General features: G+C 75.6%; 17 protein-coding genes, 7 tRNA genes and 2 pseudogenes. 14 read left to right on the forward strand and 12 right to left on the reverse strand.

All coding sequences use genetic code 11. The features are described 5' to 3' along the window. Positions 1–55: 55 nt before the first annotated feature. A tRNA-Val gene (locus tag QMQ26_RS06735) sits at positions 56–127 on the reverse strand. A gap of 185 nt (positions 128–312) precedes the next feature. Then, positions 313–384: transfer RNA gene (locus QMQ26_RS06740), tRNA-Val, on the reverse strand. A 482-nt stretch (positions 385–866) separates the two neighbouring features. Here QMQ26_RS06740 and QMQ26_RS06745 point away from each other — a divergent pair. The 3 genes from QMQ26_RS06745 to QMQ26_RS06755 all read left to right on the forward strand — a co-directional run bounded on the left by QMQ26_RS06745 (position 867) and on the right by QMQ26_RS06755 (position 2,776). Further along, a complete protein-coding gene (locus QMQ26_RS06745; RefSeq protein WP_030459107.1) occupies positions 867–1,280 on the forward strand; it encodes an SsgA family sporulation/cell division regulator in 414 nt (137 codons plus the stop codon). Between the two features lie 335 nt (positions 1,281–1,615). Continuing rightward, the gene (locus QMQ26_RS06750; protein WP_282205086.1) at positions 1,616–2,227 is read left to right on the forward strand and encodes a CGNR zinc finger domain-containing protein; all 612 of its coding nucleotides are present in this window, start codon (positions 1,616–1,618) and stop codon (positions 2,225–2,227) included. 60 nt (positions 2,228–2,287) lie between these two features. Then, a complete protein-coding gene (locus QMQ26_RS06755; protein WP_282205087.1) occupies positions 2,288–2,776 on the forward strand; it encodes a DsbA family protein in 489 nt (162 codons plus the stop codon). Between the two features lie 32 nt (positions 2,777–2,808). Here the strand turns inward: QMQ26_RS06755 and QMQ26_RS06760 are convergent, their stop codons facing one another. From QMQ26_RS06760 to QMQ26_RS06775, 3 genes and pseudogenes are all read right to left on the reverse strand, one after another. Next, positions 2,809–3,654, reverse strand: coding sequence for a GNAT family N-acetyltransferase (locus tag QMQ26_RS06760; protein WP_282205088.1), 846 nt, complete (start codon positions 3,652–3,654; stop codon positions 2,809–2,811). Positions 3,655–3,861: 207 nt separating this feature from the next. After that, positions 3,862–4,679 (reverse strand): annotated as a pseudogene (locus tag QMQ26_RS06770) (aminotransferase class IV). Continuing rightward, on the reverse strand, positions 4,676–5,761 hold the full coding sequence (locus tag QMQ26_RS06775; protein ID WP_282205089.1) for a chorismate-binding protein: 1,086 nt from the start codon (positions 5,759–5,761) through the stop codon (positions 4,676–4,678). Before QMQ26_RS06775 ends, QMQ26_RS06770 begins: the two are co-directional and overlap by 4 nt. Positions 5,762–6,048: 287 nt before the next feature. Here QMQ26_RS06775 and QMQ26_RS06780 point away from each other — a divergent pair. From QMQ26_RS06780 to QMQ26_RS06800, 5 genes are all read left to right on the forward strand, one after another. Then, a tRNA-Gly gene (locus QMQ26_RS06780) sits at positions 6,049–6,121 on the forward strand. 57 nt (positions 6,122–6,178) lie between these two features. Next, positions 6,179–6,249: transfer RNA gene (locus tag QMQ26_RS06785), tRNA-Cys, on the forward strand. Positions 6,250–6,288: 39 nt separating this feature from the next. After that, a tRNA-Val gene (locus QMQ26_RS06790) sits at positions 6,289–6,360 on the forward strand. Positions 6,361–6,394: 34 nt separating this feature from the next. Continuing rightward, a tRNA-Val gene (locus tag QMQ26_RS06795) sits at positions 6,395–6,466 on the forward strand. 35 nt (positions 6,467–6,501) lie between these two features. Continuing rightward, positions 6,502–6,576 (forward strand) — tRNA-Val (locus tag QMQ26_RS06800). Between the two features lie 224 nt (positions 6,577–6,800). On the opposite strand, the gene QMQ26_RS06805 is transcribed toward QMQ26_RS06800, so the two are convergent. Further along, positions 6,801–6,977, reverse strand: coding sequence for a hypothetical protein (locus tag QMQ26_RS06805; RefSeq protein WP_159073016.1), 177 nt, complete (start codon positions 6,975–6,977; stop codon positions 6,801–6,803). 637 nt (positions 6,978–7,614) lie between these two features. On the opposite strand from QMQ26_RS06805, the gene QMQ26_RS06810 reads away from it, so the two are divergent. Further along, positions 7,615–9,582, forward strand: a complete 1,968-nt coding sequence (locus QMQ26_RS06810; RefSeq protein ID WP_404814082.1) for a serine/threonine-protein kinase — start codon at positions 7,615–7,617, stop codon at positions 9,580–9,582. A 162-nt stretch (positions 9,583–9,744) separates the two neighbouring features. Here QMQ26_RS06810 and QMQ26_RS06815 read toward each other — a convergent pair whose 3' ends face one another. Beyond that, positions 9,745–10,395: a DedA family protein gene (locus QMQ26_RS06815; RefSeq protein WP_282205090.1), complete on the reverse strand. Its 651-nt coding sequence runs from the start codon at positions 10,393–10,395 to the stop codon at positions 9,745–9,747. Further along, positions 10,392–11,119: pseudogene (locus QMQ26_RS06820) on the reverse strand (class I SAM-dependent methyltransferase). Before QMQ26_RS06820 ends, QMQ26_RS06815 begins: the two are co-directional and overlap by 4 nt. A gap of 132 nt (positions 11,120–11,251) precedes the next feature. On the opposite strand from QMQ26_RS06820, the gene QMQ26_RS06825 reads away from it, so the two are divergent. From QMQ26_RS06825 to QMQ26_RS06840, 4 genes are all read left to right on the forward strand, one after another. After that, positions 11,252–12,397, forward strand: coding sequence for a sensor histidine kinase (locus QMQ26_RS06825; RefSeq protein ID WP_282205091.1), 1,146 nt, complete (start codon positions 11,252–11,254; stop codon positions 12,395–12,397). Beyond that, positions 12,394–13,044, forward strand: coding sequence for a response regulator (locus tag QMQ26_RS06830; protein WP_282205092.1), 651 nt, complete (start codon positions 12,394–12,396; stop codon positions 13,042–13,044). Before QMQ26_RS06825 ends, QMQ26_RS06830 begins: the two co-directional genes overlap by 4 nt. Before the next feature lie 178 nt (positions 13,045–13,222). After that, complete coding sequence (locus QMQ26_RS06835; protein WP_159073017.1) at positions 13,223–13,780, forward strand: hypothetical protein; 558 nt, start codon at positions 13,223–13,225, stop codon at positions 13,778–13,780. Positions 13,781–13,892: 112 nt separating this feature from the next. Then, positions 13,893–14,267: a hypothetical protein gene (locus tag QMQ26_RS06840; RefSeq protein ID WP_282205093.1), complete on the forward strand. Its 375-nt coding sequence runs from the start codon at positions 13,893–13,895 to the stop codon at positions 14,265–14,267. Positions 14,268–14,282: 15 nt separating this feature from the next. On the opposite strand, the gene QMQ26_RS06845 is transcribed toward QMQ26_RS06840, so the two are convergent. After that, positions 14,283–15,086 (reverse strand): TrmH family RNA methyltransferase, encoded by an 804-nt coding sequence (locus QMQ26_RS06845; protein ID WP_282205094.1) that lies wholly within the window; start codon positions 15,084–15,086, stop codon positions 14,283–14,285. Positions 15,087–15,193: 107 nt separating this feature from the next. Beyond that, positions 15,194–15,670: a MarR family winged helix-turn-helix transcriptional regulator gene (locus QMQ26_RS06850; RefSeq protein ID WP_282205095.1), complete on the reverse strand. Its 477-nt coding sequence runs from the start codon at positions 15,668–15,670 to the stop codon at positions 15,194–15,196. Between the two features lie 57 nt (positions 15,671–15,727). Here QMQ26_RS06850 and QMQ26_RS06855 point away from each other — a divergent pair, with 57 nt between their 5' ends. Then, on the forward strand, positions 15,728–16,288 hold the full coding sequence (locus QMQ26_RS06855; RefSeq protein ID WP_282205096.1) for a DUF6790 family protein: 561 nt from the start codon (positions 15,728–15,730) through the stop codon (positions 16,286–16,288). Positions 16,289–16,425: 137 nt separating this feature from the next. Here QMQ26_RS06855 and cobA read toward each other — a convergent pair whose 3' ends face one another. Together cobA and cobT are read right to left on the reverse strand one after the other, a co-directional pair. Continuing rightward, complete coding sequence (gene cobA / locus QMQ26_RS06860) at positions 16,426–17,664, reverse strand: uroporphyrinogen-III C-methyltransferase (RefSeq protein WP_282205097.1); 1,239 nt, start codon at positions 17,662–17,664, stop codon at positions 16,426–16,428. A 275-nt stretch (positions 17,665–17,939) separates the two neighbouring features. Further along, positions 17,940–21,653 (reverse strand): nicotinate-nucleotide--dimethylbenzimidazole phosphoribosyltransferase, encoded by a 3,714-nt coding sequence (gene cobT / locus QMQ26_RS06865; protein ID WP_404814083.1) that lies wholly within the window; start codon positions 21,651–21,653, stop codon positions 17,940–17,942. Between the last annotated feature and the right edge of the window lie 319 nt (positions 21,654–21,972).

Genomic DNA, 21,972 nt, shown 5'->3' on the forward strand with positions numbered 1-21,972 from the left:
CCGGGAAACGCCGCAGGCCCCGACGGCGTGGTCGGGGCCTGCGGTTGGTGCTCGGTGGGCGATACTGGGATCGAACCAGTGACCCCTTCGGTGTGAACGAAGTGCTCTCCCGCTGAGCTAATCGCCCGGGCAACGAGAAGAACTGTAGCACCACTTGGGGCCGGGTCCGCAATCCGTTCCGCGGACGGACCCCCAGTTCCCCTTCCGGGAAGGCAGGTTGAATGAACGTCAGAAGTTCGACCGGGGTATGCGGAAAAGGCGCGGGGCCCCGACCTGATAAACAAGTCGGAGCCCCGCGCCTGCGCATTCCGGTGGGCGATACTGGGATCGAACCAGTGACCCCTTCGGTGTGAACGAAGTGCTCTCCCGCTGAGCTAATCGCCCGGGTGCAGGGAAAACATTACCCATCCGCGCGGGTGCTCCGAACACCCTCGCCGCCACCGCGCCCGCCCCGCGCCCCGGCCTCCGGGGCGTACCCCGGCCGCCGCCCCCGACCAGCGGCGTCGACCGGCGGCGCCGGTCGGTGGACCGGTCGGCCACGCCGAGTGACGTCCCCGGTCCGGGCGGTCGGCGCGGTCGGTCGGCCGGGGCCGCCGGGCGGGGCCGACCGGGGTCCGCGGGGCCGGGTTCGTGGGTTCCTCCAGTCCCGCCGCGGCCCGCCCGGTGCGACCGCCGGTAATGCCCTGCCGTTACCGGCCCGCCGCCCGGACGGCGGGCGCGGCCGGGGGATTCCGCAATGCGCCGGAAGGGGTACGACTCGCACCGGAATCGGGACAGACGGGTTTACACCGGGCTTTCAGGTGGGATGGTCCGTTCGCCGACGTGCGATTCCCCGAGCGCACACTGAGCGAAAGGCCATGGCGCTTATGAACACCACGGTCAGCTGCGAGCTGCACCTGCGCCTCATCGTGTCCAGCGAGTCGTCACTGCCCGTCCCCGCGGGCCTGCGCTATGACACTGCCGACCCCTATGCCGTGCACGCGACGTTCCACACCGGAGCCGACGAGACCGTGGAGTGGGTGTTCGCCCGCGACCTCCTCGCGGAGGGGCTGCACCGACCGACCGGTACCGGCGACGTCCGGGTGTGGCCGTCCCGCAGCCACGGTCAAGGCGTGGTTTGCATCGCCCTGAGCTCTCCGGAAGGAGAGGCCCTGCTGGAGGCCCCGGCCCGGGCGCTTGAGTCCTTCCTCAAGCGGACGGACGCCGCGGTGCCCCCCGGCACCGAACACCGTCACTTCGACCTCGACCGGGAGCTGTCCCACATCCTCGCCGAGAACTGACCCCCAAACGAGTACGGCCCGCCGTCGCGCGGCGGCGGGAACGCCTCGATGCGCACCGTCCTACTCGGGGGCACGGTCGCAGCTCGCAGCCGCTACGGCGGCCTCGGGGTCCGGCCCGGGCGTCCTCTCCCACCGGAGCGGACGTCCGGGGCTCAGTCACGTCCCGGCCAGGCCGCACCCGGCCCCGGCCGGCCGTGTCGGGCCCGGCGGCGCCACGTATCGGCCCGGTCACGTACCGCCCGCGGCCCGGCCCGGGGGCGGCCCGGGCCGGTAGAGTCGGCGCGCGATGACCGACGCGCCGGCCCCGGGGCCGGCGCCGCGTGAGGAGCCCCCACGTGCTGATCACCCATGACACCGAGTGCGCGCTGAGCATCCTGGTGGAGCTGCTGAACACGGCGCCGGAGGCGTGCGGCAGCGAACAGCTGCCCGACGTGGCGGCGCTGAGCGCGTTCGTGGTCCGGCAGGAGATCAGCGAGATCGACTCGCTCGGCCCGGCGGACCTGGCCGCCGTGCACGAGCTGCGCGCCCGGCTCGGCGAGGTGTTCTCGGCCGGGTCGGTCGAGCGGGCCGCCGAGCTGGTGAACACCCTGGTCGCGGAGGCCGGCACCACGCCCCGGCTGACCAACCACGACCACCACGGCTGGCACATCCACTACTTCGCCCCGCACGCCGCGGTCGGCCGGCACCTGGCCGCCGAACTGGGCATGGCGCTGGCGTTCATCGTGATGGCGGGCGAGCTGGAGCGGCTGCGCCGCTGCGAGGCGCCGGGCTGCGCCCGGGTCTTCGTCGACCTGTCCCGCAACCGTTCGCGCCGCTACTGCGACAGCCGTACCTGCGGCAACCGGCTGCACGTCGCCGCGTACCGGGCCCGGCAGCGCTCGGCCGAGGCGGAGGCCGGGGCGGAGGCCGGGCCGGCCGCCGGGGCGGTGTCGGCGGCGGGCCGCTGAGGCGGCGGGCCGGGCGGGCGGGGGTCAGCGGGCCGTCCGCGACCTGGGAGACTGGGCGGCATGAGTGATTCCTCGCTGCCCCGTGTCGAGTTCTGGTGCGACCTGCTGTGCCCCGACTGCCGTACCGCGCTGGACGACGTCCGGGCGCTGCGGGAGCGGTTCGGTGACGCGCTGACCGTCGAGCTGCGGCACTTCCCGCTGGAGAAGCACAAGTACGCGTACCCGGCGGCCGAGGCGGCGGCGGAGGCGTTCGAGCAGGGGCGCGGCTGGGAGTTCGCGGAGGCCGTGCTGGCGCGGCTGGAGGACGTCGAGCGCGGCGGGGCCGCGGTGCTGGTGGAGATCGCCGGCGCGGTCGGGGTGGACGCGGACGAGGTGGACACCGCGCTGATCGACGGCCGGCACATGCTCTGGGTCGACTCGGACGTGGCCGAGGGGCGGGCGATCGGCGTCAAGGGGACGCCGACGTACGTGGTGGCCGGGAAGCGGCTGGACGGCGGGCAGTCGCAGGACGGGCTGCGGGAGCGGATCGTCGAGCTGCTGAACGGCTGAGGCTCGGTCCGTGGGGGCGGAGGCGGGGGCGGTCAGAGCAGGGGTTTGCTGAGCAGGTGCCGGGTGGTCCGGTAGCCGAGCGACTCGTAGAGCCCGATCGCCACCGCGTTGTCGCGGAACACGTTCAGGCCGAGGTGGCGGACGCCGGCCCGCAGGCACTCGCGTTCGGCGATCCGCATCAGGGCGCGGCCGTGGCCCCGGCCGCGGTGCTCGGGGGCGACCTCGACCAGCATCACCCAGGCGAGCGGGCTGCCGTCGGGCAGCCGGTCCTGGTGGAGGGTGACCCAGATCGTGCCGAGGACGCGGCCGTCGGCGTCCAGCAGGCGGCGCAGCACGGTGCCGACGGTGGAGAGGCCGACCGGGAGGGCCCGGCGGTGGTCGCCCTCGGCGCGGGCGGTGGCCTCGTCGGGGCCCAGACCGGTGGAGATCAGGTCCTGGCGGTAGCCGGCGATGGCGGCCTCCTGCCAGGCCGGGTACTCCTCGGAGGTCATCGCACGGTCCGTCAACCCGCTTGTCTGCGGCGGGACTTGGTCGAGGTCCTTGCCGAGGTTGCGCATCCGCTCGGTGTAGCCGAGGGCGTGCGCGAGGTGCAGGGCGACGGCGGCCCCGGCCGGGACGGTGACCTGGGCCCGGGCGCACCCCCAGGACCGGAGCACCTCCTCGGCGGCCAGCACGGCGACGGTCGCCCGGCCCCGGCGGCGGTCCGCCTCGGCGATCTCCACCTCGCAGATATCCCCGGGGTACCGCCCGCTGCGGGCCCACCCGTTGGTCCGCAGGCCCCCCACCCGCCGCCCGTTCACCATGATGTGCCAGCGCCGCGTCCGCCCGCCGCCGACACCCGCCTCCTCGGGCCCGTCGGGCCGCAACGTGGTGGTCATGCCGTCTCCCTTTCCCGCCCCCGGCGCTCTTCTATCCCCCGCTCCCGGCGCCGTCCTCACACCGGGTCGCGGTCCTGCCCGGCGCGCTCCGCGAAGACCTCCATCGCCTTGCGGGTCACCGGGCCCACGCCCGGCAGCTCACGGCCGTCGACGCGGGTCGGCCTCGCTCCCCCACCGCGCCCCGGCCCCGGCGCAGCCGGTCCCCGCTCAGACCGGGTCGCGGTCCTGCCCGGCGCGCTCCGCGAAGACCTCCATCGCCTTGCGGGTCACCGGGCCCACACCCGGCAGCTCGCGGCCGTCGACGCGGGTGACGGCCTGGACGTCGCGGAGGGTGGAGGTCAGGAAGACCTCCTCGGCTTCGGCGAGGGCTTCGAGGGGGACGTCGGTCTCCTCGGCGCCGGTCCAGTCGAGGACGAGTCGGCGGGTGATGCCGGCCAGGCAGCCGGAGGCGAGGGTGGGGTGAGGAGGCGGCCGTCGAGGACGAGGAAGACGTTGGAGCCGGTGCCTTCACAGAGCCGGCCGGCGGTGTTGGCGAGGAGGGCCTCGCTGGCGCCGGCGCGGTGGGCGGCGGCGAGGGCGATGACGTTCTCGGCGTAGGAGGTGGTCTTGAGCCCGGCGACGGCGGAGTGCTCGTTGCGGCGCCAGGGGACGGTGACGACCGCGGTGGTGTCGGGGCGGGGCGTGGCGCTGCCGAGGGCAACGATCAGGCTGGGGCCCGCGGTGCCGCGTTCGGAGCCGAGCGGCGAGGTGCCGCCGGTGTAGGTGATGCGCAGGCGGCCGAGCGGCAGCGGCTTGGCGGCGAGGACGGCGGCGCAGGCCTCGCGGACCAGGTCGTGGTCGGGGTCGGGCAGGCCGAGGCCGCGGGCGGAGCGGGTGAGGCGGTCGAGGTGCCGGGTGGGGGCGAAGAGTTCGCCGTGCTCGGCCTTGACCGTTTCGAAGACGCCGTCGCCGACGGTGAGTCCGTGGTCGAGGACGGAGAGTGCGGCGTCGTCCTCGGCGGTGAGGTGTCCGTTGACCCAGATCATCGGCGTGGTGCTCCTTGCGGGGATCGGTCGGGGGTGCCGGTGGAGGCTATCGCTACCAGCCGGGCGGCTTTGAGTTCGGTCTCCTGCCATTCGCGGTCGGGGTCGGAGTCCCAGGTGATTCCGGCGCCGGTGCCGAACCTGAGGACGGGGGCGCCGGTCGGGGGGCGTTCGATCCAGAAGGTGCGGATGCCGACGGCGAGTTCGGCTTCGCCGCGGTCGGCGTCGACCCAGCCGACGGCGCCGCAGTAGGGGCCGCGGGGGGCGGTCTCCAGGGCGTGGATGATCCGCAGGGCGCTGCTCTTGGGGGCGCCGGTGACGGAGCCGGGCGGGAAGGTGGCGGCGAACAGCTCGGTCCAGCCGGCGTCGGGGCGCAGGGTGCCCTCGACGGTGGAGACCAGGTGGACCAGGCCGGGGTGCTTCTCGACGGCGCACAGGTCGGGGACGGTGACGGTGCCGGTCTCGCAGACCCGGCCGAGGTCGTTGCGGACCAGGTCGACGATCATCACGTTCTCGGCGTGGTCCTTGTCGAGCAGGTCGGCCTCGGTGCGGCCGGTGCCCTTGATCGGGCCGGAGCGGACGGTGCGGCCGCGGCGGGCGAGGTAGAGCTCGGGCGAGGCGGTGGCGATCTCGACGCCGTGCTCGGGGAGGCGGATCGTTCCGGCGTGGGGGGCGGGGTTGTGGGCGGCGAGCAGGCCGGTGAGGGCGTCGACGTCGGTGCGTGCGGGGTCGGGCAGCGGGGCGCTCAACACCCGGCAGAGGTTGGCCTGGTAGACCTCGCCGGCGGCGATGTGCTCGCGGATGCGGCGGACTCCGGCCCGGTAGGCGTCGGCGTCGAGGGAGCTGTGCCAGGACGCGGGGGCGGGGCCGTGCCAGCGGTCGGTGGCGGGCGGGGCCGGGTCGGGGCGGACGTCGGCGAACCGGGCGCAGGTGAGTCGGCCTTCGAAGTCGTGGACGACGGCCCAGAATCCGCCGCGTTCGAGGGCGGCCGGGTCGTGGGTGACTTCGCGCAGGCCGGTGGCGAGTCGGCCGGCGAAGCGGGCCATCGGCTGCTCGGGGCTGAGGGGTGCGGTGCGGCGGGACACGGTTCTCCTGCGCGGATTTCGGTGCTGCCCGCCGCCGGTGCCGAGGCTGTCGCGGCGCCGGTCCGCGCGGGCGCGGGACAGGTCCCGGGGGATCGCCCCGGTACCGGAAAGTCTAGGTCGGGGGCCCGGGGAGGCGTCGGGGACGGGCCGGACGGTTCGACGTGCGGCAGCCACCCCCGCGCCACGCTGCGGGAACGGATTTTTCAGCTGGGCCGGGAATCCGCTAGAGTTCAACACGTCGCCAGGGAGCGCCGCCGGGAAAACCGGGGAAGCCCCCGGGCCGACAGGCGGACGTGGCTCAGTTGGTAGAGCATCACCTTGCCAAGGTGAGGGTCGCGAGTTCGAATCTCGTCGTCCGCTCGACGGGGAACGGGTAAGATCGTTCTTCGGGAGTTCAGAAGTTCAGAAGTGTTGCCTGGTGGAGTGGCCGAGAGGCGAGGCAACGGCCTGCAAAGCCGTGTACACGGGTTCAAATCCCGTCTCCACCTCCGAGAGGTGTCGTCCGGTCCCGACCGGGCGCCCTCCCCGCGCGATTAGCTCAGCGGGAGAGCACTACCTTGACACGGTAGGGGTCACTGGTTCAATCCCAGTATCGCGCACTGGTCTTCGGACCCCGGTCCTTCGGATCGACCCGCGCGATTAGCTCAGCGGGAGAGCACTACCTTGACACGGTAGGGGTCACTGGTTCAATCCCAGTATCGCGCACTCAGGCTCCCCAGCAGGGGATTCCTGGCGCACCCGCGCGATTAGCTCAGCGGGAGAGCACTACCTTGACACGGTAGGGGTCACTGGTTCAATCCCAGTATCGCGCACCACGGTTGAGAGCCGCAGTCCGATCCGGACTGCGGCTCTCGGCGTTTTCGAGGAGTCCGGGGAACAGCGTGCGGGGAACGACGGTGGCCGGGAACGGCACGCCCTCACCGACGTGTCGTTCCCGGCCACCGGGTGGGCCGGAGCTTGCAGCCTGTGCCACTCACTGGGTCCGTCCACGACTGTGAGGGCGGCTCCGGCCGGCGAAGACCCCTACCCCATGAGGGGGTCAGCGCCCGATCAGGTCGGCGACCGCCCGGGTCTGGGTCGCCAGTTGGTCCCACGCGCCGAACAGGGCCAGCAGCAGGACGGCGCAGGGCAGGACGATGGCGAGTGCGACGGCCGGGTGCCGGGTCTCCGTGGCGGGGAGGTGGCGGCGGCGAAGGGCTCTGCTGAGCGGTGCCATGGTGTGCTGGGCTCCTGCCGGGCTGGGTGCTGCGGGTCGGTTCGGACGGGGCGGTGCGGGTGGTGCGGTCCTGGCGGCGGGGGCGGTTCCCCGGGGGACGAGCGGGCCCGTCCTCGCTGTGAACAACCGTATGCGGCAAGGCCGTCGGGGGTCGTCATGCCCGCGCACGGTTCCGATCGCCTCCGCTGGGATGAGACGTGGCGCGGCGGCGTACTCCTGGAGGCGGAGACCGGGGGTGCGGGTACCCCTAGACCGCTCCGGGGGTACCCCCTGGGGGGCGGTCCGACCGGGGCCGGGGCCGGGTTCCGGCGGGGTCCCGGCCGGGCCCTGACGGGGTGCAGGCGGCGGGCACGGCGCCGCTGCGGCGGTGGTGCAGCGGCGGTGCGGCGATGGTGCAGCGGTGGTTCGGATGCGGATCGCCGCCGGTGGCGGGCGGGGTCGGGGCGGTCGAGGATGGCACGCACGCTACCGATCCGACAATCCGACCGGCGGTTCGCGTGTTGCGTGTCGACGCGGGGCCGGTACCTGTCCGTAAGCTGTCCCGAGACAGTTGTCTGACGATGCCCCACATCCGACGGGGCCTCACCCCACAGGCTGACGGAACGGGAACGGGTACGGGCAGATGGCAATGATGCGGTTGAGGCGTGAGGACCCCCGCATCGTCGGCCCGTACCGGCTGCACCGGCGGCTGGGCGCCGGCGGGATGGGCGTGGTGTACCTCGGCTCCGACCGCAAGGGGCAGCGGGTCGCGCTGAAGCTGATCCGGGCCGAGCTGGCCGAGGACGCCGAGTTCCGCACCCGGTTCGCCCGGGAGATCGCCGCCGCCTCCCGAATCCGCGGCGGCTGCACGGCCCGGGTGGTCGGCTCCGACATCGAGACCGAGCGGCCCTGGCTGGCCACCGCGTACGTGCCCGGGCCCTCGCTGTACAAGCAGGTCTCCGAGGAGGGGACGCTGGCCTGGCCGGACGCCGCCCGGATCGGCTCGGCGCTGGCCGACGGGCTGGTGAAGGTGCACGAGGCCGGGGTGGTGCACCGCGACCTGAAGCCCTCGAACATCCTGCTCTCCCCCAAGGGTCCGCGGATCATCGACTTCGGCATCGCCTGGTCGCGCGGCGCCTCCACGCTCACCCACGTCGGCACCGCGGTCGGCTCGCCCGGCTTCCTGGCGCCCGAGCAGGTGCGCGGCGCGGCCGTCACCCCCGCCACCGACGTGTTCGCCTTCGGGGCGACGCTGGCGTTCGCGCTGACCGGCGAGTCGCCGTTCGGGTCGGGCGCCTCCTCCGAGGTGATGCTGTACCGGGTGGTGCACGAGGAGCCCGACCTGAGCGGCGTCCCGCCGGTGCTGGCCCCGCTGGTGCGCGCCTGCCTGGCCAAGGAGCCGTCCGAGCGCCCGCCGGCCGCCGCGCTGCACGAGCGCCTCAGCGAGCTCGCGGCGCGCGGCGGCGGCCGGGCCGGACGCGGCGTCGCCGCCCGCCCCGACGAGGTGCGCGCCCCGCCGCGCCGTCCGCCGACGGCCCCGCGGAGGGCGCTCCCCCGCCCCGCCGGGCGGGTGCCGGCCCGGTGCCGGGGCGGTCCGGCGGCCGGACGGACGGCCCGAGGGCGCGCGCGGCACGGCGGGCGGGCGCGGTACGGCGGGCGGGCGCGGTACGGCGGGCGGGCGTCCCGAGGCGGTGCGCGGCGCGGCCGGGGGCGGCGGTCGTCCGGTGGCGAAGGCGGACGGCGCGGCCGGCCCGGCGGGCGGGCGGTGGCCACGCCCGCGATGCCCCGGCAGGACGCGGCCCGTCCGGACGGGCGCGGCCCGGGGGCGCGGCGCCCGGTCCGGGACGGCGACACCGTCCGGGAGCGCCGCCCCGCGACCGGCCCCGGCCGCACCCCCGCGCCGGGCCGGGACCGCACTCCCCCGCCCGGGCGCGCCCCGCACACCCTGGGCGGACGCCCGACGCCGCGTCAACGGCTGCTGCGGCAGCGGCTGGTGGTGTTCGTGACGGTCACCCTGGGCGTGGCGCTGGCCATCGCCGTCGCGCAGGGCTGCCAGAACCGCGAGGCGCAGGGCCTGGGCCCGCAGCCCGCCGGCGTGGTGACCGGCGGCCCGGCCGCGCCGAGCGCCGGGACGACGACGCTGTCCGTGGACGGCGCGAACGCCGGGCACAGCGACACCGGGCTCGCCCCGTCCTTCGGCACCCAGCCGCAGGTCGACTGGCCCAACCTGAGCTACCCGGACCCGTCCGGCGGCCCGGCGATCCGGCTGCACGACGGCCGCTCCACCGAGAACGGCCCGCCGATCTCGCTCTCCGCGGTGCTGCCCGCCCGCTACCGGGACGCCCAGGCCGCGCTGGTGGTGCTGCGCCGGCTGGAGGGCTCGGTGCCGGTCGACCTGGTCCAGCTGTACGGCTTCACCGCCGGCGCCCCCGTGCTGCTGGCCGACCGGGCCTCGGCCGCCAACCCGGAGGCGGGGGCGGTGTGGCGGGTGGAGAACGGCGCGCTGATCCGCGAGGAGCGCGTCGACCGGACGGGCGCGGTCTCCTCCACCCGGTACACCGTCCGCCCGGACGGCGGCCTGGAGGAGTCCTGGCCGGGCTCGGGCGTCTCGGGCTCGGCGGACTGACCGGGCCGCCCGGCGGAGGTCACAGCCCGGCGGCGTCCGGCAGGGCGCGCATCTCCGCGGCCGGGAGGGCCGGATGGGCGGCGGTGGACGCGGCGACGTGTCCGGCCCTGTCCGACCGGTCGTGTGGCGAAGGCCGCTGAGGGTCCGCCGTGGGCCCGGACCTCACACCGTGCAACGCTCGGAACCGGGCGGCTCCCGGCGGGTTCGGCTGCGGTGCCGAACCTTGCCGCCGCCCAGGACGGCCGCGGCGATCACGGCGGCGGCGATCACGGCGGCGGCGAAGGCGGGGCCGCCGTAGGTGGTGACGTGCCGGAGGGAGTGGGCCGCGACGTATCCGGCGGTGGCTTCGACGCCGGCCCACAGGGGTGCGGCGAGCAGGCTGTAAGGGGCGATGCGGCGGTAGGGCAGGCGCATCGCCCCCGCCAGGTGCGGGGTCAGGGTGCGTACGACGGGGACGAACCTGGAGAGGAGGACGGCCTGGCCGCCTCGTCGGGCCATGAGGACCTGTGCGCGCTGCCAGGCGGTGGCGGGGATGCGCCGGCCGAGGCGTCCGGTGCGCAGGCGGCTGCCGAGCAGGTGCCCGGTGCGGTGGCCCAGGGCGTCACCGGCCACGACCGCGCTCGCGGCGGTGGCGACGGTCAGGACGAGGTTCAGCTCGCCCGCGCGGGCCAGGGCCCCGGAGGTCAGCAGCAGGGTCAGGGTCGGGACGAACGCGCCGACCAGCAGTAGGGACTCGGCCAGCACCGCGGCGGCCAGGATCGCATAGGCGGCCGGGGCGGGAACGTGGCCGAGCAGTCCGGTCAGGGTGTTCACCGGACGGCCCCGGCCGTGACGTCCGGCGTTGCCTGGGCGGGCGCGGTGCCGGGGCGGCGCAGCTGCCAGACGTGCGCCGGGGGCAGGTTGCCCCACACGCTCCAGCGGCCGACGGCGTAGCGCCGCTGGTAGTCGGCGAGGACCTCTTCGACGGCGCGGTGGCGGCGGGCTTCGGTGCGGGAGGCGGTCAGGGCGCGGGCGTAGCGGGTGCCGCGGTAGGCGAAGTAGGTGAGCGTGCCGCCGGGCTGGAGCAGTTCCAGGTAGCGGTTCATGATCGTCTCGACCTGGGCGGGGGTGAAGTTGGTGAAGGGCAGTCCGGAGACGATCACGTCGTAGCGGTGGACGGTGTCGAGCTCTTCGACGAGAGCGTGGTGGACGCGGACCCGTTCGCTCGTGCCGGTCAGCCGCGGGTGGGTGCGGACGAGCCGGTGCAGTCGGGCGGCGAAGCGTGCGTTGGCCTCGACGATGTCCAGCCGGCTGCCCCGGGAGAGCCGGGGATCAGGGTGCGGGTGACCGATCCGGTGCCCGCGCCGACTTCCAGGACGTTCAGGGGCGGTGCTCCGTGCTTCTGCACCGGGTCGGTGAGCAGCCGGGCGAGGGTCCTGCCGCTGGGAGCGACGGCTCCCGTGGTGCGCAGGTCGCGGACTGCTTCGAGGAGGAACATCCAGCCCTCGGCGTTGCGCTGTGCGAGGACTCGGTCGTGTGAGGTGGTCCAGTCGGCCATGTCTTCGACGCTAGGGATGTCGGCACCCCTGCGGATCGTCCCTTGTGCGGCCGTCCTCTCCTACGAAAGTAGGGGGTGGCGATGGCAGAACGTCGGACGTGAAACAGGCGGCCGCCTGCCTACGCTTCTGAGGTGAGACAGGAACGGAGTACCAGGTGGGCCGCGTACGGGCGCTACGGCTTGGTGGTGCTGGTGACGCTGGCCCCCGTCCAGAACGGGGCAGCGAGCGCCGGCGGCCACTACAACGCCTTTCGCAGTGCGGTGGCTGTCGCGTGCGGGCTGGCCCTGCTGTGGCGGCGGGGGCCGTGGTGGCTCGCTCCCGTGGTGACGACGGCGGCGGCCGGGGTGTGGGGGTGGCCCATGCTCCCGCTGCTGCTCCTCGCCCTGTTCGACCTCGCCGCTGTCCGGCGCGTCCGGGCGGCAGTGGCCTGCTCGGCCGCGGCGCTGGCCGGCAACGCCGTCCTGCACCCGACGGTGTCCTTGTGGAGCACCCAGCAGTACGGCTCGACGCTCTTCCTCCTGCTGGCCGTGGTCGGGGGATTGTGGATGGGAAGTCGGCGCCGCCTGGTCGAGGCGCTGCATGCCCAGGTCGAGCACCTGCGCACCGAGCGGGACCTGCGTGAGCAGGCCGCACGCATGGAGGAGCGCTCCGCGATCGCCGCGGAGATGCACGACGTGCTCGCCCACCGGCTCAGTCTGATCGCGCTGCACACGGGAGTCCTGGCCACCAGGAAGGACGCGCTGCCCGACGCCGTCGTCGAACGCCTCGCCCTGCTGCGCACCGCCTCCACCGACGCCCTGACCGACCTGCGCGACGTGCTCGGCGCCCTGCGCACCGACGCCCCGCCCGCCACCGACCGGCCCGCACCGGTGCTGCGCGACGTCGAGGAGATGATCGGGCAGGCACGGGCGGCCGGGCAGGCCGTCGACCCGACCGTCGTGGGCAGCCCGGAGCAGGCTCCCGCGGCGCACCGGCTGGCCGTCTACCGGCTGGTCCAGGAGGCACTGACCAATGCCCGCAAACACGCCGCCGACGTGCCCGTCCGCGTCCGCATCGACTACGGGCCGCCCGCCACCCTGATCGAGGTCACCAACCCGCCCGGCGCCCACCTCCGCGGCGCCCCGGCCGTCGCTTCGGGATTCGGCCTCATCGGTCTGCGCGAGCGGGTCGAAGCACTCGGCGGACACCTGGACGCCGGGCCCGGCGGTGCCGGGGCCTGGCGACTGGCCGCCCGCATCCCCCACCCCGTCACCGAACAGAACGGTCCCCTCACGTGATCCGCGCCATGGTCGTCGACGACGACGCCCTCGTCCGCCTCGGCCTGACCGACCTCCTCGACGGCGACGACGGCATCGAGGTCGTCGCCCAGGCCGCCGACGGGCTCCACGCCGTCGAGCAGGCGACGGCCCACCACGTCGACGTCGCCCTGGTCGACGTCCGCATGCCCCGCATGGACGGCATCGCCGCCACCCGGCGCCTGCGCGCCCTGCCCCACCCGCCGAAGGTCATCACCCTGACCACCTTCGACCTCGACGAGTACGTCTACGACGCGCTGGCCGCGGGCGCCGACGGCTTCCTGCTCAAGGACACCGACCCCGCCGAAATCCTGCGCGCCGTCCACCTCGTCGCCGCCGGCTCCGCGATGCTGCACCCCGCCGCCGCCCGTCGCCTCATCGACCGCTACCACCACACGGGCCGCCCGCAGGCCGCCCGGGCACGGACCCGGATCGCCCCCCTCACCCCGCGCGAAGGAGACGTCCTGGCCCTGCTCGCCCGGGGAGACACCAACGCCGACATCGCGAAGACGCTCGGCATGCAGGAAAGCACCGTCAAGTCCCACGTCAGCCGCATCCTGACCACCCTCGGCGTCACCAATCGCGTTCAGGCCGCGCTCCTGGCCCGCGACGCCGGCCTCGCACCCTGAGATCCGCCCCGGCCGCACCGGCGTCAGGGGCGTGCCCGCCCGTCGGAGCGGCCCTCGGACCGGGGCCGCGGCCCGCCGGGGCGGCGGGTCGGCACGGCCGGGACGCTACCGGACGGTGGCGGGGCGGGGGCCGGGAGGTGGTGACGGCTTGTCAGTACGGGGCGGCAGCATGGGCCGCATGATGTGGACGACCGACGCGATGCACGTCGCGTACTGCCAGTACTTCCTGTACGGGCCGGAGCTGCCGGACGGCTGGGACGCGCACGCGCTGGACCGGCTGTTCCACGGGAACGGGGTGGCCTCGGGTTGCCCGGACCACCTGACGGTGCTGTGCGGGACGCACACCGGGCTGATCCGGCTGGGGGTGGAGGGCTGCGCGCGGCGGCCGGCGGAGCCGGGGCCGGAGTGGGAGAGCGCGGTGGAGCTGTCGCTGCACAGCAGTGGCGAGCTGCGGCTGCGGGCCTGGGACGGGGTGGACGTCGAGGGGCCGGGGAACCTGGCGCACGCCGGGCCCGGCTGGTACCGGGTGCGGGTGCAGACCCGCGGCCGGGACCGGGGGCGGGAGGCCGACACCGCGGCCCGCCCGGTCGAGGAGCACCGGCTGACGCTGTGGCCCGCTCCTCCGTCGCCGGAGCTGGTGCTGCGGGTCGGCGACCTGACCGGCCGCCGCCACCACGACCCGCGGCGGCCGGCGCCGCAGCCGATCCGTCCGCCGTCGGCGCGCCGGGCGGCGTGACGGGGCGGGGCGGGGCGGCCGGTCGGGGCGGCGGCCACCGGATAATGGTGCCGACCGTGCGCCGGACCGGCGGCGGTGCGGTGCGGTGCGAGTCGGGAGAGGTGCGGGAGCGATGGCCCTGGTGGAGGGTGAGCGCGTCAGGTTGCTGGCGGACCTGGCGTTGGGCGGGGCGTCCGCCGGGGAGGACGGCCCGTCGGTCGGTCTCCTGCTGCTGGGCGCGGGTGTCGAGGGCACCGTCGTGCGGGTCACCGGGGAGCTGCCGCCGCCCGAGGAGGTCCGTGAGTACGAGCGGCTGCGGGCCCTGTTCGAGGACTACGGGCACACCGTGCCCGCGGAGAGCCTGCGCCGGCTGGAGGCGCAACTCGCCGAACTGGAGCCGCACTGGCGGGAGTTCCGGGCGCGGGGCCCGCGCTCGTCGGTCCGGGTCCGGTTCGACAACGGCTTCGTGCTGGAGGACGCGGACGCGGAGGTGTTCGCCGCCTGCTGAGCGCAGGGCGTCCGGTCAGCCGTGGTTGACGGCGTAGAAGGCGATCGCGGCGGCGGCGCCGACGTTCAGCGAGTCGATGCCGTGCGCCATCGGAATCCGCACCCGCTGGTCGGCGGCGGCGAGGGCCTTCGGGGTCAGGCCGTCGCCCTCGGCGCCGAGCATCAGCGCGGCCTTCGGGAGCAGGTGCGGGCGGGCCGCGGTGAAGTCCTCCGCGCCGGAGGGGGTCAGCGCCAGCAGCTCGAACCCGGCCGCCCGGACGGCGTCGAGCGCGGCCGGCCACGGGTCGAGCCGGGCGTAGGGGACGGAGAACACCGCGCCCATCGAGGTCTTGACGGCCCGCCGGTACAGCGGGTCGGCGCAGTCCGGGGAGAGCAGCACCGCGTCCATGCCGAGCGCGGCCGAGGAGCGGAAGATCGCGCCGAGGTTGGTGTGGTCGACCAGCCCCTCCAGGACGGCGACCCGGCGGGCGCCCGCGAGCACCTGCCCGGCGGCGGGCAGCGGCTTGCGCTCCATCGAGGCGAGCGCGCCCCGGTGCACGTGGTAGCCGGTGACCCGCTCGGCGAGCACCGGGTCGACCAGGTGGACGGGAGCGTCCGTCCCCGCGATCACGTCCTGCATGACGCCCAGCCACTTCGCCGTCAGCAGCATCGACCGCATCCGGAACCCGGCGGCCAGCGCCCGGCGGATCACCTTCTCGCCCTCGGCGATGAACAGCCCCTCGGCGGGCTCGCGGCGGCGGCGCAGCTCGACGTCGGTCAGGTCGGTGTAGTCGCTCAGCCGGGGGTCGGCGGCGTCGGTGACGGTCAGTGGCTCGGACACCGGACGATTTTCGCACGTCGCGCGGGGCGTCCACGGCGGCAGGGGCCGGCGCGGGTGCGGGGCGGGAGGGGTCGCCCGCCCCGCGGTGGTCGCGGTGCGGCTGCGGCTCACTCCGGTGCGGGTGCGCCGTCCGCTCGCCGGGCGCCGGGCGCGCGGCGCGGTGGCGGGTCGGGGGTGAGCAGGTCGGCCAGCCGGTGGGTGTCCGCGAGGTACCGCTCGTAGGGGAAGCCGGCCGCCAGGAGGGCGGTGCGGAACTCCTCCTCCAGCGGTTTGCCCTCGGTCAGGAAGGCGGCCTGGCCGGCCGGGGTGAGGGTGACCAGACGGCGGCGCCGGTGGGCGGGGTCGACGTCGACCGCGACGTAGCCCGCCGCCTCCAGCGGGCGCAGGGCGCGGCTGACGGCGGGGTCGGAGAGGGCCAGGGCCTCGGCGAGCCGGTGCTGGGTGGCGGGCTGGATCTCCTCCAGGGTGCCCAGCAGCCGCAGTTGGCTGGTCGAGAGGCGCTGGTCGGGGCCGGAGCGGCGGCGGGCCGCGTCGCCCATCAGCATGACCACGCGGTAGAGGAGTTCTGCGAGTCCTTCGTCCATGGGTCCATCCTACCGAACACTTGCGAGGTTAATATTAACCATGCAACACTCGAAGGCATGGACACTCTCCCGTACGCCGTTCGCACCGCGTTCCCGCTCCTCTTCCTGCTGGTGCCCGCCCTCGGGGCGCTGCTGAGCAGCCGTCGGCACCCGGACCGGCCGGCGGCGGAGGTCTGGCAGCGCTGGTGGGCCGTCGGCGCCCTGGGCTTCGGCAGCCTCTGGGTCGCGGTCGCGTTCCTGATCGCCCCGTCGGGCATGGCCGACGCCATCGGGTTCGCGCACTCGCCGTTCCAGTTCGAGATCGCCTGCGCGAACATCGGCTTCGCCCTGCTGGGCTTCCGCGCCGCGTCCGCCTCCGCCCGCGAGCGGCTCACCTGCGGGCTGGCGGCGGCGGCGTTCCTGTGGGGCGCGGCGGCCGGCCACCTCTACCAGTGGTTCGCCCACGGCGACCACGCCGCCGGGAACACCGGCGGCATCCTGGCCAACGACCTCCTGATCCCCGCCGTGATGATCGCCCTGGCCGCCCGGGACCTCCGCCGCGCCGCCCGCACCACCACCGACCCGGCCCGCACCGCCCGCCCCGTGCACCGGGCCGCCCGGCTCCGGACGCACGACTGACCCGACCGGCACGACCCGTACGACCGGGGCGACCGGGACGACTGGCCCGACCCGTACGACCGGCACGAGGAAGGGGAGCGGCCGTCCCGTCGGACGGCCGCTCCCCTTTCCTTCCGTTCCCGCTCCCGCCCGGCGGGCTACTCGCCCAGGACGCCGACCACCTCGCCGATCACGATCACCGCCGGGGGCTTGATGCCCTCGGCGGCGACGGTCTCGGCGATGGTGGCGAGGGTGGCGTCGACGCGGCGCTGGCCGGCGGTGGTGCCCTCCTGGACGACGGCGACCGGGGTGTCGGCGGCGCGGCCGTGGGCGAGGAGTTCGGCGGCGATCGCGCCGATCTTGTCGACGGCCATCAGCAGGACCAGGGTGCCGGTCATCCCCGCGACGGCCTCCCAGTTGGTGAGGGAGCGCTCGCCGGGGCCGACGTGGCCGGAGATGACGGTGAACTCGTGGGTGAGGCCGCGGTGGGTGACCGGGATGCCGGCCGCCGCGGGGACGCTGATCGAGGAGGAGATGCCGGGGACGACCGTGACCGGGACGCCCGCCTCGACGCAGGCGAGCAGCTCCTCGCCGCCGCGGCCGAAGACGTACGGGTCGCCGCCCTTGAGCCGGACCACGAACTTGCCGGCCTTGGCGTGCTCGATCAGGGTGCGGTTGATCGCCTCCTGGGCCATGTAGCGGCCGTAGGGGATCTTGGAGGCGTCGATCACCTCGACGTGCGGGGGAAGCTCGGCGAGCAGTTCGCGCGGGGCGAGCCGGTCGGCGACGACCACGTCGGCGTCGGCGAGCAGGCGGCGGCCCCGGACGGTGATCAGGTCCGGGTCGCCCGGTCCGCCGCCGACCAGGGCGACGCCCGCGTCCCGGGCGCGGTACTGGCGGGCGGCGAGGGAGCCGTCGCGCAGGCCGGCCACGATGGAGTCGCGCAGGGCCGCGGAGTGCCGGGGATCGCCGGTGAGGACCGCGACGGTCGCGCCGGAGTCGTGGCCGGAGGCGGGCGTCCAGGCGGTGGCGGCGGAGGCGTCGTCGCTGCGGGAGCAGAACACCCGTAGCCGCTCGGCCTCGGCGGAGACGGCGGTGTTGACGGCCGGGTCGTCGGTGGCGACCAGCGCGTACCAGGTGTCGGCGAGGTCGCCGTCCGCGTACGGACGCCGGTGCCAGGTCAGCTCGCCGGCGTCGGCCATCGCGGAGACGGCGGGGGTGGTGGCCGGGGATATCAGGTGGATCTCGGCGCCGGCCGCGATCAGCGCGGGCAGCCGGCGCTGGGCGACCTGTCCGCCGCCGACGACCACGACGCGGCGGCCGGTGAGCAGCAGCCCGACGGGGTACGGGGTGAGGCCCCGGGTCGACGGGTGGGGGTGGGGGGTGGGCGCGGTCATGAGGGGGAGCTCCTGGGTGGGCGGCGGTGCTGGGGGGAGCCCCGTGCCGGCGCGCCCTTGAGCCGGTACGGGTTCGGTCCGGTCCTGTCCGGTCGGCCCGGTCGGTCCGGTCGGTCCGGTCGGTCCGGTCGGTCCGGTCGGGCGAACGGGCGAACGGGCGAACGGGCCGACCGGCGCCGGGTGCCGGGCGTCCGGTGCCCGGCGGGGTCGGCCGGACGGGGCCCGGGCGGGGCGGCCGCCCCCTCGCACGGCGGGGGCGGCCGGGCCGGGCGGGGTCAGGCCTTCTCGGTGACTCCGGCGGAGTCGAAGGTGGCTACATCGTGCATCGCCCGGGCCGCGCTCTGCACCAGCGGGAGGGCCAGCAGGGCGCCGGTGCCCTCGCCGAGCCGCAGGTCGAGGTCGATCAGCGGGCGCAGGCCGAGCTTGGCGAGCGCGGTCTGGTGGCCGGGCTCGGCGGAGCGGTGGCCCGCGATGCAGGCGGCCAGCACCTCGGGGGCGATGGCCTTGGCGACCAGGGCGGCCGAACCGGCGATCACGCCGTCCAGGATCACCGGGACGCGCAGCGAGGCCGCGCCGAGCAGGAACCCGGCGATCGCGGCGTGCTCCAGGCCGCCGACGGCCGACAGCACGCCGATCGGGTCGGCCGGGTCCGGCTTGTGCAGGTCGAGGGCCTGCCGGATCACCTCGACCTTGCGGGCGTGGGTCTCGTCGTCGATGCCGGTGCCGCGGCCGGTGACCTCGGCCGGGTCGGTCTCGGTGAAGACCGAGATCAGCGCGGCGGAGGCGGTGGTGTTGGCGATGCCCATGTCGCCGGTGATCAGCACCTTGTTGCCGGCCGCGACCAGGTCGCGGGCGGTCTCGATGCCGACCTCGATCGCGCGCAGCGCCTCGTCGCGGCTCATCGCCGGGCCCTGCGTCATGTCGTCGGTGCCGGGCTTGACCTTGCGCGGCAGCAGGCCGGTGGTGCGGCCCTGCTGGATGGCGTCCGGGAGTTCGGCGGCCACGCCGACGTCCACCACGCACACCTCGGTGCCGACCTGCGCGGCGAAGGAGTTGACCACCGCGCCGCCGGCCAGGAAGTTGCCGACCATCTGCGCGGTGACCTCCTGCGGCCACGGGGTGACGCCCTGGGCGTGCACGCCGTGGTCGCCCGCGAAGATCGCCACGCAGCCGGGCTCCGGGACCGGCGGCGGGCACTGCCGGGCCAGGCCGGACAGCTGGGCCGCGATCATCTCCAGCACGCCGAGCGAACCGGCGGGCTTGGTCATCCGCTTCTGCCGGTCCCACGCCTCGCCGAGCGCCTTGGCGTCCAGCGGACGGATGCCGCGCAGGGTGTCGGACAGCAGGTCGTGCGGCTCCTCGCCGGGCAGCGCGCGGTTGCCGTACTGCTCCTCGTGCACCACCCAGGACAGCGGGCGCTTCTTCGCCCAGCCCTGCTGCTGCAGCTCCGGCTCGTCCGGGAAGGCGTCCACATAGCCGACGCACAGGTAGGCGACGACCTCCAGGTGCTCGGGCAGACCCAGCTCGCGGACCAGCTCCTCCTCGTCGAAGAAGCTCACCCAGCCGACGCCCAGGCCCTCGGCGCGGGCCGCCAGCCACAGGTTCTCCACGGCCAGCGCGGCCGAGTACGGGGCCATCTGCGGCTGGGTGTGCCGGCCCAGGGTGTGCCGGCCGCCGCGGGTGCGGTCGGCGGTCACCACGATGTTGACCGGCGTCTCCAGGATCGCCTCGATCTTGATTTCCTTGAACTGCTTCGCCCGGCCCTTGGGCAGCGAGTCCGCGTACGCCTCGCGCTGACGCTCCGCCAGCTCGTGCATCTTCCGGCGGGTCTTCGCGGAGCGGATCACCACGAAGTCCCACGGCTGCGAGTAGCCGACACTCGGCGCGGTGTGCGCCGCCTCCAGCACCCGGATCAGCACCTCGTGCGGGATCGCGTCCGACCGGAAGCCGTTGCGCACGTCGCGCCGCTCCCGGATCACCTGGTGCACGGCCTCCCGCCCGGCCTCGTCGTAACCCGGCGCGGCGGGCGGGCGCTCCCCTTCGGCGGCCTCGGGCTCGGACTCGGACTCGGTGACGGTCTCGACCTCGGCGGCTTCGGCTTCGGCTTCGGCTTCGGCTTCGACGTCGGCTCCGGCGGTCTCTTCGACGGCCGCGGGCTGCGGCTGCTCGGCCTGCTCCGGTTCGGCCTCCGGCTGGGGCGCGGACTCGGCCTCGGGCGCCGCGACCGGCTCGACCGCCTGCTCGGCGACCGGCTCCACCGGCTGCTCGGCGACGGCTTCGGCCTCGGGCTGCGGCTGGGTCTCCTCGGCAGGGGCCTCAACGGCAGCCTCGGCGACTGGTTCCACCGGTTGCTCGGCGGCGGGGGCCTCGGCCTGCGCCTGCTCGGGGGCCGTGACGGCCTCAGGGGCCTCGGGGGCCTCGACCGCGGGCTGCTCGGCGACGGCCTCGGGCTGCGGCTCCGCGGCTGCCTGCGCGCCCTCGGGCTCCAGCAGCGGCAGGCCGGCGGGCGCGGCGAGGAAGGCGGAGATCCGCCGGTGCGCGCCCCGCCCGGACGACTTGCCCGCCGGGGCGGGGATCGGCGCCGCGGCGGCCTCGCCGCTCACCGTCTGCGCGGTCGCGGCCTCGACGGGCTGCGCGGCCTCGGGCTCGGCGGCGGGGGCCTGCGCGGACTGCTCCGCCGCGACGGTCTCCGGCTGCTCGGCCGACGGCGCGTCGACCGCCTCAACGGCGGTCGGCTCGGCGGCGGTCGGCTCGGCGGCGGTCGGCTCGGCGACGGCTTCCGGCTGCGGCTGCGGCTGCGGCTCGGACGGCGCGGGGGCCGCCTCGGCCACCACCGCCGCAGGTTCGACGGCCTCGACGGGCTCGACGGCCTCAACGGCCTCGACGGTCTCGGCGGCGGGTACGGCGGCCGGCGGCTCGACCTGCTGGGCCGGTTCCACGAACACCGGTGCCAGGTTCGCGGCGGGCCCGGCCACGGGGGCCACGGGGACCTCGACGGCCACCGGCTGCTCCACCACGGGCTCGGCGGCGGGCGCGGGAGCCTCGACGGCGACCGGCGCCTCGGCCACCGGCTCGACCGCCACGGGCGGCTCGACGACCGGCGGGGCCACGGCCACCGGCTCGGCGACGACCGCCGCCGCGGCGGCCTCCACCACCTGCGGCTGCGCCGGCGCGGGCACCTGCACGGCCGGAGCGGGCTGCGGCTGCGCCTGCGGCGGCACCGGGGCCTGCGTCTGCACGGCGGCCTGCTGCTGCACCGTTTCGGCGGTCAGCACCGGCACCCCGTACGCGGGCGTGCCGCCGGGGAGGGACGGGCCGCGGTCGGCGAGCGAGCGCACCGGGACGTGACCGGTCATCAGGGACGGGTCGGGGATCGGCGGCCCGGCGTGCAGCGGGCGGCGCGGCTGCGGCGGCGCCGGCTGCTGGACGGCGGCGGCGGTCGGCGCCGGAGCCGGGGTCACGGGCTGGGCCTGCGCCTGGGCCTGCGGAGCACCGAGGTGCAGGGTGCCGCTGCCGACCCCCTCCGCACCGGGCGCGGCCGGTGCGGCGGACGGCCCGGCGGCCGGTGCGGCGGCCGGCTCGACGGGCTGGGTGGCGGTCAGGACCGGGGGTGCGAGCGGCGGCCAGGACGGCGCGACGGGGGTGCCGGGCGGCTGCTCACCCGCGACGAGCGGCTCGCCGAGCGGCGCGACGAACGGCTCGGCCACCGGCTCCACGGCCGGCTCCGCGGCCGGTTCGGCGGACTCGACGGTGCCGTGCACGGCGTCGCCCCAGGCGGTCTGCGGGCCGGGCATCAGCAGGACGTCGTCCTCCTCGTCGCCGTCGGGCTGGTCGAGGAAGGTGTACGCGGGCCGCTGGTCGCCGTGCCAGGGCCCGGCGGGCGCGGCGGGCTGGAGGGGCGCGCCGAGGTGGTGCTCCGGGACGGGTCCGCCGGGCCCGGGTTCGGGCGCGAGGGGACCGGTACTGGGGGCGTGGCCGCCGTCGGTCATGTCAATGCTCCTTCCAGGCCGCTTGCGCGTCCTCGGCGGCTCCCCGAAGGCCCCGCCACTTCGCCGGGGCGGGGCCGCACCGACCCGTCCCTTACTCCATCGGCCGTCACCCGCACGGGTGGCGTGCCATCAGAAACAACGACGGCCCCGGGCAACCGGCACGACGGCGCGGCCGCTCCGGACCCTCACGGCATTCTTCCGGGCGGGTGCGCACCGCGTCGAATGCCCGCGAAGCGGGCCGTTCGGGTTGCAACGCGTCAAATCGGCGGTAACCGTGCCGGATCGGACACGGGACTGCCTCGACGGGTTGGTCCCCCGG

Origin of the sequence: Kitasatospora fiedleri (assembly GCF_948472415.1) — a bacterium.
Lineage (GTDB): Bacteria > Actinomycetota > Actinomycetes > Streptomycetales > Streptomycetaceae > Kitasatospora > Kitasatospora fiedleri.

Coding starts and splice junctions, on each gene's coding strand:
- QMQ26_RS06745 (WP_030459107.1), top strand. CDS start 867: ATGAACACCACGGTCAGCTGCGAGCTGCACCTGCGCCTCATCGTGTCC.
- QMQ26_RS06755 (WP_282205087.1), top strand. CDS start 2,288: ATGAGTGATTCCTCGCTGCCCCGTGTCGAGTTCTGGTGCGACCTGCTG.
- QMQ26_RS06760 (WP_282205088.1), bottom strand. CDS start 3,654: ATGACCACCACGTTGCGGCCCGACGGGCCCGAGGAGGCGGGTGTCGGC.
- QMQ26_RS06805 (WP_159073016.1), bottom strand. CDS start 6,977: ATGGCACCGCTCAGCAGAGCCCTTCGCCGCCGCCACCTCCCCGCCACG.
- QMQ26_RS06835 (WP_159073017.1), top strand. CDS start 13,223: ATGATGTGGACGACCGACGCGATGCACGTCGCGTACTGCCAGTACTTC.
- QMQ26_RS06840 (WP_282205093.1), top strand. CDS start 13,893: ATGGCCCTGGTGGAGGGTGAGCGCGTCAGGTTGCTGGCGGACCTGGCG.
- QMQ26_RS06850 (WP_282205095.1), bottom strand. CDS start 15,670: ATGGACGAAGGACTCGCAGAACTCCTCTACCGCGTGGTCATGCTGATG.
- QMQ26_RS06855 (WP_282205096.1), top strand. CDS start 15,728: ATGGACACTCTCCCGTACGCCGTTCGCACCGCGTTCCCGCTCCTCTTC.
- cobA (WP_282205097.1), bottom strand. CDS start 17,664: ATGACCGCGCCCACCCCCCACCCCCACCCGTCGACCCGGGGCCTCACC.
- cobT (WP_404814083.1), bottom strand. CDS start 21,653: ATGACCGACGGCGGCCACGCCCCCAGTACCGGTCCCCTCGCGCCCGAA.